Annotated in this window: 10 protein-coding genes and 1 pseudogene; 7 read left to right on the forward strand and 4 right to left on the reverse strand. The window is 58.5% G+C overall.

Going from position 1 to position 13,687, the window contains the following annotated elements:
• Nucleotides 1-1,187 precede the first annotated feature (1,187 nt).
• The 4 genes and pseudogenes from ACVWY3_RS15630 (at nucleotide 1,188) to ACVWY3_RS15645 (ending at nucleotide 5,182) form a co-directional block, all read left to right on the forward strand.
• Nucleotides 1,188-1,385 carry a hypothetical protein gene (locus ACVWY3_RS15630; RefSeq protein ID WP_456839233.1) on the forward strand — a complete coding sequence of 66 codons (198 nt, stop codon included), beginning with the start codon at nucleotides 1,188-1,190 and terminating at the stop codon, nucleotides 1,383-1,385.
• A 225-nt stretch (nucleotides 1,386-1,610) separates the two neighbouring features.
• Complete coding sequence (locus tag ACVWY3_RS15635) at nucleotides 1,611-1,835, forward strand: hypothetical protein (RefSeq protein WP_456839234.1); 225 nt, start codon at nucleotides 1,611-1,613, stop codon at nucleotides 1,833-1,835.
• 494 nt (nucleotides 1,836-2,329) lie between these two features.
• Entirely contained in the window at nucleotides 2,330-3,706 is a 1,377-nt protein-coding gene (locus ACVWY3_RS15640; RefSeq protein WP_456839235.1) for an FAD-dependent oxidoreductase, read from the forward strand.
• Nucleotides 3,707-3,977: 271 nt separating this feature from the next.
• Nucleotides 3,978-5,182: pseudogene (locus ACVWY3_RS15645) on the forward strand (transposase).
• Between the two features lie 106 nt (nucleotides 5,183-5,288).
• Here the strand turns inward: ACVWY3_RS15645 and ACVWY3_RS15650 are convergent.
• The 3 genes from ACVWY3_RS15650 to ACVWY3_RS15660 form a co-directional block, all read right to left on the reverse strand.
• Complete coding sequence (locus tag ACVWY3_RS15650; protein WP_456839236.1) at nucleotides 5,289-6,305, reverse strand: patatin-like phospholipase family protein; 1,017 nt, start codon at nucleotides 6,303-6,305, stop codon at nucleotides 5,289-5,291.
• Nucleotides 6,306-7,567: 1,262 nt separating this feature from the next.
• The gene (locus tag ACVWY3_RS15655) at nucleotides 7,568-8,533 is read right to left on the reverse strand and encodes an ATP-grasp domain-containing protein (RefSeq protein ID WP_456839237.1); all 966 of its coding nucleotides are present in this window, start codon (nucleotides 8,531-8,533) and stop codon (nucleotides 7,568-7,570) included.
• 58 nt (nucleotides 8,534-8,591) lie between these two features.
• Nucleotides 8,592-8,843: a hypothetical protein gene (locus ACVWY3_RS15660; RefSeq protein ID WP_456839238.1), complete on the reverse strand. Its 252-nt coding sequence runs from the start codon at nucleotides 8,841-8,843 to the stop codon at nucleotides 8,592-8,594.
• 760 nt (nucleotides 8,844-9,603) lie between these two features.
• Between ACVWY3_RS15660 and ACVWY3_RS15665 the strand changes: the two genes are divergently transcribed.
• The 3 genes from ACVWY3_RS15665 (at nucleotide 9,604) to ACVWY3_RS15675 (ending at nucleotide 13,413) form a co-directional block, all read left to right on the forward strand.
• Nucleotides 9,604-10,923 (forward strand): cytochrome ubiquinol oxidase subunit I, encoded by a 1,320-nt coding sequence (locus tag ACVWY3_RS15665; protein WP_456839239.1) that lies wholly within the window; start codon nucleotides 9,604-9,606, stop codon nucleotides 10,921-10,923.
• Complete coding sequence (gene cydB / locus ACVWY3_RS15670) at nucleotides 10,923-11,933, forward strand: cytochrome d ubiquinol oxidase subunit II (protein WP_456839240.1); 1,011 nt, start codon at nucleotides 10,923-10,925, stop codon at nucleotides 11,931-11,933. The genes ACVWY3_RS15665 and cydB overlap by 1 nt, the downstream gene beginning before the upstream one ends.
• 1,165 nt (nucleotides 11,934-13,098) lie before the next feature.
• Nucleotides 13,099-13,413 (forward strand): hypothetical protein, encoded by a 315-nt coding sequence (locus ACVWY3_RS15675; RefSeq protein WP_456839241.1) that lies wholly within the window; start codon nucleotides 13,099-13,101, stop codon nucleotides 13,411-13,413.
• On the opposite strand, the gene ACVWY3_RS15680 is transcribed toward ACVWY3_RS15675, so the two are convergent.
• Nucleotides 13,401-13,667 carry a DUF3551 domain-containing protein gene (locus ACVWY3_RS15680; RefSeq protein WP_456843380.1) on the reverse strand — a complete coding sequence of 89 codons (267 nt, stop codon included), beginning with the start codon at nucleotides 13,665-13,667 and terminating at the stop codon, nucleotides 13,401-13,403. The two genes, ACVWY3_RS15675 and ACVWY3_RS15680, sit on opposite strands and share 13 nt — an antisense overlap.
• Nucleotides 13,668-13,687: the final 20 nt, after the last annotated feature.

The following is a 13,687-nucleotide window of genomic DNA, read 5'->3' on the forward strand; positions in this document are numbered from 1 at the left end:
CGTTCATAGTGTGCTCCCTCGAAGAGCAGCAAACAACTGATAGACGTGACAATCCTATAAGTCGTGCGTCAGGGCCGTGATCATAGTCACATGTTGCAAAAAGCCGCGTGCTTATTCGCTGCCCTCCGGGGCGATAGCTCGATAGCTGACCAGCTTTTTGTGGTTGAGAAGTACCAGCGAGCGCCGCTCGGCCGTATTGATCGCTAGCGAGCGTCCGAATCGCTAAGACATGTACGCGTCGATTTGTGCAGCATAAACGCTGAGAGTGCCGGCCGAGAGCACCGACCTCACCGCCGTTTTACCGTCCAGTGCTACAAGTCATGAGCCAATTCACTCCTCGAAGTTCCAGTGACGCACATCACGGTCATCGACCTTGGGATCGGCTATCCCGGGCGTGAGTTGGAAAGCACGCTGCTGAGCCAACCACTATTCATTGAACCTCGGAGGTTAAATGACTCGGATTAAGATTTCCCATAGCTGGCGGACCATTCGCGGTGCGCATATCCGCATCGTCCACCGGCGTAAGGTTGCGGTTGAGTCGGTTACAAGCATTCTCCGATCTGCGTGTCAGGGAATGGCCACTTTCGGCGCCGAAAGACCCACGAAAAGGATGAAGGTATCGCCAGCATCGTGACACCATCCTGCTAGCGATGGGCGACGGCAGTTAGGCCGCCTCGGTAGGGCGGCCTCTTTTATGCTTGCTGCGATGAGATCGGCGCCCCTTCCCGTTCGATGGATCTTGTTCGCGAGGACGATTGCGCGCCATATCTGTCTTCAGTGCTGCCCTGCCCAGCCACTTTCGTCTTGCTTTCGCCGTGACGTCCGTTCTTCGCCACAAGCATGACCGCAGGACCATGAGTGCTAACGACGAAGTTGGACACAAGTGTGAGCCCGATCGCTCGCGCAGCCTGTGACAACGTGAAAAGCGGAGGGCGCTTCGTCGATTCTGTTTCAACAGATCAGGAGACCACGCGTGATCGACGAAGGTAAACTTGCCATAGACGCCAATGACCTCGCAAGTATTCTCCACCGGGTCAGCGGGCATGACCAGAGATAGACTGGGCGGCTGCGCGTCCTTGCTCTTTGGCACTCCGCCTCGTCGCCTCCGCCACACGCCTTCCTCGCCGTCACAGGCTTTGCGTGTACAGAAATCTGGAGAACAAGAAGTTCAAATACAGGAGGCAGGAATGAGTCTTCCTTCGGTCGGCTGGGATATTATCGGATGGGATAGCCTCACGCCACAGGGCATCCGGCTCGGCATCGCAACGATCCTTGCGCTGTTAGCGGTAGGCCGCCCCGGGCCGTCGGTCTTTGAGCTTTTTGCTGGTTTAATCTGCATTCTGGGTGCCGGCCTTATGGTGGCACAGGCGGTCTCGCTTGGTTGACTCGCAGGTCGGCTCGGAACACCTACCTGGACCCGTTAAATCTTGTCTGCGGGTTGCCGGTGGTTGCGCCTCCATCATCAAGAACATGGGAGCATCGGTTCGGGCGTGGTTGGTGGAGCAGTTCAGGGAACCGCTTGGCTCAACAACTACTTTCTCGACCGAGCTCTTTGTCGGAGCAACGCAGTGCGCGATCCTCGGCTAAAAGCGGCATCGAGAGACTTGAACGTGGGCAGCATTTATGTGGCCATCAAGGCTGGATCTTCGTGCCCGGCACGTGGCAGTATCGTGAGCGTGGATTTTGCCTCCTGCTTGCGCAAATTCATCGTTGAGCCGGATCGTGCACTCGCGGACAATTTTTCGTCACCGAATGTGGTGGGCGAGACTCAAACTGCTGGCCTCAATAGCGCCGTACCAGATGCCGGCAGCCTGGACCGCGGCGGTGTTTTCTAGACTATTAGCGGCCAGTTCGTCGAAGACAGTCGGCTCGTCTCCCGTAACAGCCAGCATCGCGGCGATGAAGCCTCCGGCTCAATTGCCCCAGACCGCGAATTTTCCGGCGTCTTGGCCAGCTTGCATGGTCCTGTTCGGGTCAACTTCAGGAAACGGACTTCGCGGCGCCCTGAGGCAGGGTCAGCCGCGGGCACAGAAGCGGTCATTCCATTTTCTAGCATGACATAGCGCGGAGGAGGAGCTGCGGGTTCACACACCCGTGAAACTGCTTCGTCGCGCAAATGGCATGAAACCGAAATCCTCCCTTGCGAAACAGTTTTCCGAGAGCCGTGAAGTAAGCCCGAATCACTAGCGATCGAAAATCACGAACGCAGTTGGAGCTGCCCCAATCACGCACCCAGCATCTAAGACGGTGCTGGACCGGACCCAATCGACGGTACCGGCGAATGTTCAACGTTTCGTCCTGCGGTTAAGCAAGTGCTGGGAGAAAGTCGATGGCGCACGTTGGCAAGCACGCGATCGTGGTGGGCGCGGGAATGGGTGGTCTGTTGGCCGCTCGGGCTTTGGCGGATCATTTCGACGAAGTGACCGTACTTGAGCGTGATGCTCTTCCGGATTTGCCTGATCCTCGCAAAGGCGTGCCGCAAGGACGGCATACGCACGGATTGCTTGCTCGTGGTCGCGAGATACTTGAGCAGTCGTTTCCCGGCTTTACTGAGGGAATGATTGCTCAGGGAGCAGTGCCCGCGGACCTCGTCAACGATGGACTTTGGTTCAACTACGGCGTCTATCTTCACAACAGCCCCAGCAAGATGGTTGGGCTCGGGGTGAGCCGACCGACACTGGAAGGCTTCGTGCGTCGGCGGCTCGTTCAACTGTCCAACATTCGGGTGCGGGAGCGACGTGACGTTGTGGAGCCGGTTTTTGATCGACTATCGAGCCGCGTGACTGGTGTTCGCGTCCGATCAAAAAATGCTTCAGGTGACAGGGAAACAATAGACGCCGATCTCGTGGTTGATACCAGCGGTCGCGGATCATCGAGCCCCGCATGGCTGAGTGCGTGTGGTTTTCCAAAGCCGCCGGAGGAGCTGATCACTATCAATCTTGGCTATGTGAGCCGCTTCTATCGTCTCAAACCCGAACACATGACGAATTGTTTGCATGGCAGGAAGTTCGTTATCATGGGAGCGTGTTCGCCTGATTTTCGTTTCGGTGCTCTTTTGCCACAGGAGGGCGAACGTTGGACTGTGACATTAGGCGGTTACAGGGACGATCAAGTGCCAGAGGATGATGCTGGTTTCCTTGAGTTTGCGCGCAGCTTGCAAGAGCCGGAAATATTCAACGTGATCCAGAATGCAGAACCACTTACTCCGCTTACGTCATACAAGTTTGTTTCCAACTTGAGACGCCATTACGAGAAGCTGCGCCGCTTTCCAGAAGGCTATCTGGTGTATGGCGACGCCTTGTGCAGCTTCGATCCAGCCTATGGTCAAGGAATGACGGTGGCCTGTCTGGAATCCCTGGCCTTGCGCGAGTGTTTGGCAAACGGAATGCAAGGAATTGCTCGTCGCTTCTTCCAGATGGCTAGTCGGTTCATTGAAGCTCCCTGGCAAATCGTCGTTGGCAGTGATTTGCAAAACCCGCGCGTCGAGGGCAAGCGGACGGCGCAGGTGCGCTTTGTCAACTGGTACATAGCGAAATTTTACCGAGCGGCGCAATGTGATGCCGCGCTGGCGACCAAGTTCTTGGAAGTGGCCAATCTTATGCAACAGCCAACGGCGTTGCTAAGCCCAGCGAATGCGCTGAAAGTGTGGAATGGAAGTCGGAACATACAGAACGGCGACCTTGGTCGGGGGCGCCAAGCCGCTTAAGCCACGGTAGCGACCGGCCGCCAAATCAAACACCTTATTGAGTCGCGCGCCACCAGACAGCATCGCCTCCGAGCCAAGCGAGTTATCATTCGCGGCCAATGTCCGACTCGGGTTTCAAAAGCGCCGTTTGGACCAACGCCCGGGCGCTTCCGCACCGGACATCTCGTTGCGACGCGCCAACGGAAGCGAGGCCGATTTTGTTGAAAAAGGCCGCAGTTGCGACTCAGACATACCGGTGATTCAGTCTGTCTAATTGGCAGGACTGAAGATCATGATGGGACATCGGCAATTCGAGCAGGCTGCTTTGTTCGATGAGTTGTCGCACGTGTCTTCCAACGACTGCTTCGCTCGATCGATAGATTTGTTGATCTTGAACAGATTAGGCGGAACCTGGCGCAGTTCTACAGTAAGATCGGTCGACCTTCGATCCCGAGCTGCTGATCCGGATGCTCCTAATCGGCTATTGCTCGGCATCCGATCGGAGCGGCGCCTGCGCGATGAGGTTTGCCTCAATTTGGCCTACCGGTGGTTCTGCCGGCTCGGCCTGGACGGTGCGGCGCCGGATCACTCGACGCCCTCAAGAACAGACATGGTCCCTTCCGAGAAAGCGATCTCTGTCGTCGCGTGTTCGAGCACGTCTTGCACAGTTGTATTGCGGAGCGGCTGGTCGGCGGGATTTGCAGTCGATGCGAGCCTGATCAAGGCCGACGCAAATCGGCAAAAAGGGGATTGAGGGCGACAAGGAACTCCCACCGGAGGCGGCAGGCCGAGAGGTTAATGACTATCCTGGCGTCCTCGATGATGCCGCTTTCGGTGCAGCGACGGAGGTCACGCCGAAGTTCGTATCGCCTGGCGCTGGACGGGCGCGCACGGCGGCCAAGCCTTCTTCGCCTACTCGACAAATTACCCGGTTGACGTCGAGAGCGCGATCATTGTCGATGTCGATGCAACCACGGCAATTCGGCAGGCGGAGGTGTTGGCTACCAAGCGCATGATTGAGCGCTCGCCTTTCGCGCGAGGACTTCACCTATGATCACACCAGCGACGTCTGTACCTGCCCCGGCCGCAGGATGCTGACCACAACCGGAACACTGGTGAACGATGGCCCAATGATGCTCTACCGGGCGACCAAGCACGATTGCGCCGGGTGCGCCTTGAAGGCTCGCTGCTGCCCCAAGGACCAAGTCCGCAAAGTGTCTCGCTCGATCTACGAGGACGCTCGCACATGGCGAGCGCGATAGCACGATCATGGGAGGGCCGTACTTCACGCCCGCAAGAAGATCGAGATGCTATTTGCGCACCTCAGCGCATTCTCAAGCTCGATGGTTTACGATTGCGAGGCCCAAACGGCGCGCGCCACGAGTTCACTCTCACCAGCGCACAGAACCTTCGGAAAGATTGGCCAAGCTGATCGCCATGCCTATCGCAAGGCCGCATAGAGACCACCTCGATCATCCCCCCCAGCCATTACAATGAATACCGCCGGCTTTTTTTCTCGACGAACGCAACCCAATTAGCTCGAGAACCACACTTCTTCGTGACAGTCTCTGGCTGCTTATCTTGCTGAAACAATCTAAACGCGCTACAAATATCTGCCGTGAATGTCGATGGTCGAACGCACACCGATATGGCAATAATTTGCGGCTAACCACTCCTCAGCGCAGGTACGGCCCATGTCGCGCAGATAGGTGAGAAACTCCCAGTCTGCATTAAACTTGGAGGCGACGCCGAGATCTTTCATGAACGAATCCGCCTCTATGGCATGAATCAGCATCGTCTTTATCTCGTCGCGCAGCGCGCCTCTGCTGACGAGCTTGTTGGCGAAGGCAATTGCTCGCATCTCGCGCATCAGCGACGAATTGAAGCTAATTTCGTTCAATCGGTTTAATATATCGCTCGCCGTGCGAGGAATTTCCCCACGCACAATTGGATTGATGTGAATAACAATCACGTCTGTGGATTGGCAGCCATAGATCAGCGGGAAGATTGCTGGGTTGCCCATGTAGCCGCCATCCCAATAGGCTTCGCCATCGATTTCAATAGCCTGAAAGAGTTGGGGAAGGCACCCGGAAGCGAGAACGGCCGAGACAGTGAGCTCATGGTTGTCAAAGATCTTCACCTTTCCAGTGCGGACGTTTGTCGCACAAAGGAACAGCTTGACGACATTCTCCCTGCGCAGTCGGTCGAAATCGATGGTCTTCTCGAGCACGTCACGCAACGGGTTGTAGTTCAATGGGTTAAACTGATAGGGTGACAACAGTCGTGTCATCATGTCGAAGAACATAAAGGCCGGCGATCTCTCGACAAAACGATTTTGCGACAGACGATCGAAAATGGACGGCTGCAGCGGTCCCCAGGCCGCAGCTTCGCTGATGCGGCGCCAATACTCGGCGAGAGTGAGTTTTGCGCCTTCGCGCCCGCCTATCGTCAGGCCGTAAGCCATGACCGTGCCGTTCATGGCGCCAGCGCTGGTAGCGCAGATCCCCTCAAACGACATCCGCTCATCTTCGAGCAGGCGATCCAAAACGCCCCAGGTGAAGGCGCCATGCGCACCGCCACCCTGTAAGGCAAGGTTGACCGTCTTGCTTGCCGTACCCATCAGCGGTTACCGACCACGCTGTGCGCCGCCGCTGCGCCGCCTAGCAGCGTAATGAACTCGCGGCGATTCACTGTGCAGTCCCTCCTCTTCTTGCGAGTGAAAGGATATCACACGGCGAGACGGCGGGAGACGGCCCGGTGCGAGATTTCGGGTCGGGCGATGACCGCTCTGGGTCACAGGCAGCGATCGTGGTAGCACGGCCCCGCGGCCGGTCTGCCGCCGACAGCCCACACGGCAACGCGCCTCAACTTTGTTCCGCGTCCGACAGCGAAAAACTGAATTACCCGCCGGAACCGCCGCGATCGTTCTTAGAGACTTCAAGTTGCAAGATGCCATCCCGGAAGCACAGCCAAGTCACAGGGCGGACCGCCGATCGAACAAGCTCCAGTGGGGATTCCCTTCGGAAGTCATGAATGACGATACATAAAAGTCCTCTGTCAGACCAACGACCATTTCGGGAAGTCTTCCCACTGAAGATTTTTCCTCAACTCCTTTTCTGCGGAGCAGCTCGCACGGCGGCTGCGACAGGGGCTCTTCACTCCAACTTCCGTGAAAGCGGGATGTGGAATTCAAGTCCAACTTCGCCGCGCGACACGCGGAACATGTCTCTTGAAGCTCGCGGGTAAGTCGCTTACCCCGAAATGGGTAGGTGAGTTCTCCCTAAGAGGCATGTGCTCATGCCGCTCACGTACTCTCAATCGGATGACGCGATGTGGCGCAATGCCGGGCGACATGCCGCGCGAAACGCGTGTCTATTTGACTATCTCAGCAAGTCCACGAAGGAGAAATACGATGAGCATCTCGCTAGAGGCGCCATGCAATCGCCCGCCCATAGCTTGGTCCCCTTCACCGTTCCCACGAGCTTACAACCCATTGGGCCGGAGGCTGTTTTTGCGGCTTGGCCGCGCGGGCTTTGGGCGGCGCGGTCGGCTTGGACGCCGCAGTTTGAGCGAAGGCGGATGCCGAAAAAGGGAAGAGAAAAGCCGGCATGATTCGCAAATCCGAAGTGGGATGCGTATGTTTGGCCCATGCTCTTCGAGTTTTGCCTGCCGACGCTGGGCAAAGGACTGGCGCGTCGAGATTGCCGCGCGCGACCAAGAAAGATGCGGACTACGCCCCGTCCCATATCCATGATGACCAGGAGCGATCTGCTCCATGTAAGGGGCCGAGCCAAAGCGCAAGACCAGCCACTGCCAATCTGAAGGAGGGCAAGTGGACGATCTGGGATAGAGACCTTAGCGAGCCCACGTTGTCGTACGAGCCTAACGCTGCCGCGACCTCATATCTTCCGTCGCCTGGTCGACAAGGAAGGCGGCGAAGATATCGGCGAGAGGCAGGTCGCACAGGGCCTCCACGAAGAGAAACTGTCCCTGCGGGTTGACCTCGAGGAACACGGGCTCATCGTCGTCGGTCAACTTCACGTCGAAGATCCCCATGACCAAACCAAGCTCGTGGAGGGTGTCGCGCAACCTTTGTTCGAGGTGCCTGTCGAGCGGGTAAGGTCTGAAGGGCACATTGAGATCAAACCGCCAGTCGAGTGCCTCGGCCTCAATGAGTGCACCATCGCAGCGCTCGCCAAGGACGGAGATGCGCAGGTGGCGCGTGCCTGGGATGCACTCCTGGTAGATCGACGCCGTCAGGGCCAGGGTTTCCTCGTTGTCGAGCAACTCCTGGCTGACTACTGCTGTCGACGCCAGTTCGACGCCACGCGGCGTCGCGACGGGCTTGATGATCGCGCCCGGATGCGCCGCGCAAAAGCGGCGGATGTGCACTGGATCTTGACTGACGAGCGTGGCTGGAATCCGGAGACCGGCGCGCTTCGCGGCATGTAGCTGCACCAGCTTGTTCTCCGCCAAGCGGGTGGCAAGAGGATGGCTGACCCAGTGCCCTTGAAAGGCGTTCAGGAGTATGCCCTCGAGGACTCTCTCAGTGCCACGAAAGATAGGCAGCTCATAGGCAGCGTCAGTGTGTTCGGGCAGCAACTGTTTTACGGTGGTGCGGCGGTACCACAGCGTATTGAGCGTCCTGACGTCGACGGTCTGCCCATCCATGGTCGGGAGAAAGGCTGGTGCGTCACTGTCCGACGACCACTCCAGGCGCCCGCGGAGTACAAGCTCGTCGCTTGGGATCAGGCAGCACCAGACTCCATGCTGCTCGCCGATCTTCTTCTTGATCAGATGGCCATGTGGATCGTCACCGTACGTTATGATCCCAATCCGCGGTTCCATGGTGGCTCTTCTCCTATGGAAGTCCCGGCTTTCCGGACTGGTCCAGAAAGCCGGATCGTTAGGCTGCGCAGTCGTCAGCCTGCATGACATCCGCCCATCCAGCCGAACCCGAAAAGGTCGTGTGACCACCGGAACCGTCAGGCCCATCGATTGTCAGTCGTGATCCGGTTGCGTGGCGGACCTGGCTCAGTCCTCCGGCTACCTCGAGGAGCTGGCTCTCGAAGAGTTCGAGCCGTTCGGGCTTCTGGGCATCAAACTTAACGCCGTCTAGTTGCTTCTGAAAGAATACTGCTGGAATGACTTTGGGCATCACTATCCTCCATAGTTGGTACTCAGGCAGGCATTTTTGCTAGCCTGTCGCGAGAATAGGCCACCGTTTCAGTTTCACCGTGATGCGCATCACACGCCAACGGCCGCGGATCACCTTCCGAAATCGTCTTGAACCAATTCAGCCTAAGATCCGCACGCTGACCGCCAAGCGCTGCCGGTCCGTTGCTGCATCAATGGCGAAAATGAGCAAGAGATTGGCACAGCATGACAAGCTGGAACGAGCGGGTTTGCGTATCGGGACGGCGTCTTCTCACACCGAAGACAGCGTTCTCCAACTCTCCTTCTGGCCCCGTCACTCGTGGCGGGGTTCTGTTTTTGCCGGGTCCAGGGCTTGCCGGCTAGGCCGCTTTCTCTCTCATATAGAGAGTCATATAGAGAGACGGTAGCCGTATGGATCCTCCGGATAGCATTGCCAAGATCGCTGTGATAGTGGCCGCAAATTGGAAGGAATGTCCGCCGAGCAGAACGCGCGGCGTCGTTTCGCGACGTCTACGGCGGCGAGTGGCGGATCGAGGCGCACGTCGACGGCAGCCTTCGGATCGTCAAGCATGGCGACCAGGAGGACTGAAACGCAGCAGGGCACGCACGCCCGCGTCGCCGAATTTTTTCCGCACACGAGCCTAAACGTCGATCAGAGTCCTATGCCCCAGATCCCAATGCCGATGATGGTCAGTGATACGAAGATCACCAGCACGTCAATCGCGAGCCACTGAGGTATGCGCTTTGCAGGTTGCTCGGCCATGCTATCGGCCCTTCGCACACCCGGATGTTGCCAGCGAAATCGCGCAAACCGGTATGAAGAATATGCCCGCATCTCGACATTCTGGACCAAGATCTTCGCCATCGCATTCGGCATGGGCGTCGTGAGCGGGCTCGTCATGCCATTCCAGTTCGGCACCAATTGGAGCCGTTATGCGGCCGCCGTCGGCGACGTCCTGTCGCCGCTATTTGCATATGAGGGCTTGACTGCTTTCTTCCTGGAAGCCGGCTTCCTCGGCGTGCTCTTGTTCGGCCGCAAGCTGGTGCCGCCGTGGGCGCACTTCTTCGCGGCAATCATGGTGGCAATCGGGACGTTGTTTTCCACGTTCTGGATCCTGTCCGCCAACAGCTGGATGCAGACGCCAGCCGGCTACGAGATCGTCAACGGTCAGTTCATTCCGATAGACTGGATCAAGGTGATCTTCAATCCGTCCTTTCCTTATCGGCTGGCGCATACCGCATTCGCATTCTTCACCACCACCGGCTTCGTCGTCCTCGGTGCCGGCGCATACCTCTTAAGGCGCAGCCGCTCGGTTCGCGAAGCGCGCACCATGTTCTCGATGGCACTGTGGGCGCTGACCGTGCTGGTGCCGATGCAGATGCTGATCGGCGATATGCACGGGCTCAACACCCGCAAATATCAGCCTGCAAAGCTGGCGGCCATCGAATCCCGCTGGGAGACCGGCAAGGGCGTGCCGCTGACGGTCTTTGCGATCCCCGATGACAAGGCCGAGCAGAACAAGTTCGCGATCGAAATTCCATTGCTCGGAAGCCTGATCCTGACTCACGAGCTCCATGGCGAGGTGAAGGGCCTAAAGGACTTCCCCGCCGATCAGCGGCCGCCGGTGGCGATCCCGTTCTTCGCCTTCCGCGCGATGGTTGGATGCGCGGGCCTGATGCTGGGACTCGTGCTCTTGGGCGGCTGGTTGCGGTGGCGCGAGCAGCTCTACGACACGCGGCTTTATCTGTTGGCATGTCAGTGCGCGCTTCCGCTCGGCTTCATCGCCGTCGTGGCCGGATGGTTCGTGACCGAGGTCGGCCGGCAGCCATGGACAGTCTATGGGCTCTTGCGCACGGCAGCCTCGGTGTCGCCGTCCCTGACGAGCTCCGACGTGACGCTGTCGTTGCTGGCCTACATGGCGGTGTACCTGCTGATCTATCCCTGCGGGGTCATGCTGATTGCCAGGCTCATTCGCAAGGGGCCGGCCGAGATCAGTGAAACGGCTTCGGCCATCGAGGCTGGCATTGCCTCCGCGCCGGTCCTCACCCCCGCCATCAACGTCGTCAAAGGAGAGGTGTAATGACCCAGGTCCTCGATTTGGTCCCAATCTGGACGGTGATCCTGGCCGCGGCCGTGTTCTTCTACGTGCTGCTGGACGGCTTCGATCTTGGCGTCGGGATGCTCTATGGCCTGGCAGGCGACAAGCACTCCCGCAACACCGTGATGAACTCGATTGCCCCCATCTGGGATGGCAACGAGACCTGGCTGGTGCTTGGCGGCCTTGGCCTTCTCGCCGCCTTCCCCGCCGCCTTCGCGGTTATCATTCCAGCAGTGTATTTCCCCATTCTGGTTATGCTGCTCGGCCTGGTGTTTCGCGGCGTGGCCTTCGAATTCCGCGTTCGCGATGCCGAACACAAGACGTTCTGGGACCGCGCATTCTGCTATGGATCCGCCATCGCCACCTTCGCGCAAGGCGTCGTGCTCGGCGCGTTCGTGCATGGTTTTCCGGTGCAGGACGGGCAGTTCGCGGGAACGTCCTTTGGGTTCCTCACGCCGTTCTCGGTCCTGACCGGCGTCGCCCTGATGTTCGGCTACGGTCTTCTCGGCGCCGGCTGGCTGATCCTGAAGACTGAAGGTGACATTCAGGCCGCGGCCCGCCGTTACGGCCGAGTCTGCCTCGTCGGCGTCGTCGCCGCGATTGCCATCGTGAGTGTCTGGACACCGATCATGAGCCCGGCGGTGGCGGCGCGCTGGTTCAGCTTGCCCAATTTCGTGCTGTTCATGCCGGTGCCGGTGCTGTCAGGCGTGGTTGCACTCTGGACTTGGCGATCCCTCAACAGCAAGGCTGAGGCGGCGCCATTCTTAAGTGCGATCGGGCTGTTCGTCCTGACCTATATCGGAATGGCTGTCAGCCTCTATCCGATGATCGTGCCCTACCAACTGACGCTGTGGGAGGCAGCCTCCTCGCCGCGCACCCAGGCATTCCTGCTGGTCGGAACGCTATTCCTGCTGCCCGTTATCCTGACCTATTCGAGCTGGTCGTATTGGGTGTTCCGCGGAAAGGTCAAGGCCGAAGCGGGGTATCACTGATCGCCTCTCGTCAACGTTGGCGAGGTGAAAATGATGACGACGACGAAACGTGCAATACGCTTCGCGTCGTCATCAAATTATTCTATGAGCCGAACTGCCCCGACGTCGTCGCATCAACCCGCAACCTTGCGCTCCCACGAGCCCGGATGCCAGGAGGCGCAATTGCAATGATCATCTGCTCCTGCAATATCCATCAGCGATCATGATGTGAGAGACGCTGTCGGCTCTGCTGATGACGAGTCGTGTTCGACCGCGCAGGTCTACAATCGCCTCGGTCACCTGGTGCACTGCGGGCTCTGCTCCCGCTCGGTCAGAAGAATCCTGCAAGAACCGGAAGCGGCCCGCGGTGCTGATCGCCGTTCCGTCGAAGTCATCGGGAAATGCGTACCGTATTCAGACCCTGCGCATGCGCCTTGCTCACGTTGGCTGTGACAAGATTTTTCTTGATCTCTCGGTGCACACGTCGTGCACACGCCGCCTTCTAACCAATTGAAAAAATTGACCTCTCGCTCCAATCCATCATCGGAGCCACGGAAAAGCGATAGCCTTGCGATTTCAACACTTTATCCTATGTTCTCAATGGGATGAATCCGGCACATGTGCACTCCAAACTCGTCGAAATTGCACACGTTTGTACCTGTTTTGACCTCTCAGTGCACGGGAACTGGCGCGTCCAGCTCCGCCGGAAAAACCGTTACGTGTCAGAGACCTTCCGCCGACGCAAGAACGGCGAAGATTGGGCGCTCGATATGGAGCGCAATATCGACTGCAGTGGATCGCGCAAACCCCGCGCAGCGCCCAAGCAAAAACCTTCGGCGATATCATCGATCTGCATATCGAAGACATGCACGAGGTCGGCCGCCCTCCCCGCCGCTCCAAGGCCGCCGTGAGGCACTGAAGGAAGCCTTGGGAGACAGTAAAATTGCCTAACCGCGCATGGCAGCAGGACATCTGCGGTCGGCATTCCCTGCTCCTCGGCGAGCTTGCTTGCGGCAAAGAAACGGCGTCGTCTGGCGACGATCTCGAACGCATTGCCCTGGGGCTGGACTAGCATGCGGCGGTCGGCGGAGCGCGTCGTATTGCGGTCGAGATCAACGCTGATCCCGAGCCGCTCCTTGATGTTCCCCCATCATCGAGCACCGCCTGACCGGTCGACGGCTTCCATTTGAAGGTGCCGTCGGGCCCGAACGATGCGGTGCACGACATCGTAGTCACGCTTTTCCCGGCTTGCCTCATCGCGAACTCTGATCATCCTGTCCTGATCATCCGGATGAATGAGCTGCAGCCAGCCGAGCTCGGACGCAACGGCCTGCCCGCCACGATCGCAGTTGATGAGCTCATGGATTCGGCCATCCGATTTGGCGATCCATACCACGGCTCCAGCCGCCTTGATCAGCGCGCGGTATCGCTCATCGGCAATCCGCAACTGGTTGAGCTGATCCTCTCTATCGACCCGCGCCCGCCAGGTCAGTGGCCGTGACGAACATGCAGCTTCGGAGCATGGGCCAATGATGCATTCGCCTGGCTCGTCGGGCTGCGAAAGCAGCTTCCTCCACGCCCGGCGATTGCCGACACACACTGGTCGATCGTCTCGAATGCGCAACTCCGCACGCCTGAGTCGTAGTCGAGCCGGCAGAACGCGTATTCCTTTGCCGCGACGGCTCCGGGCGGGATTAGAATCGCCGTGGCGGTTGACGCTGCAACAACCACGGTGGAGGCGAAAATCCTATGCATACTTGCTTCCGCAATCTTGA

It is taken from the genome of Bradyrhizobium sp. USDA 4486, assembly GCF_054057995.1.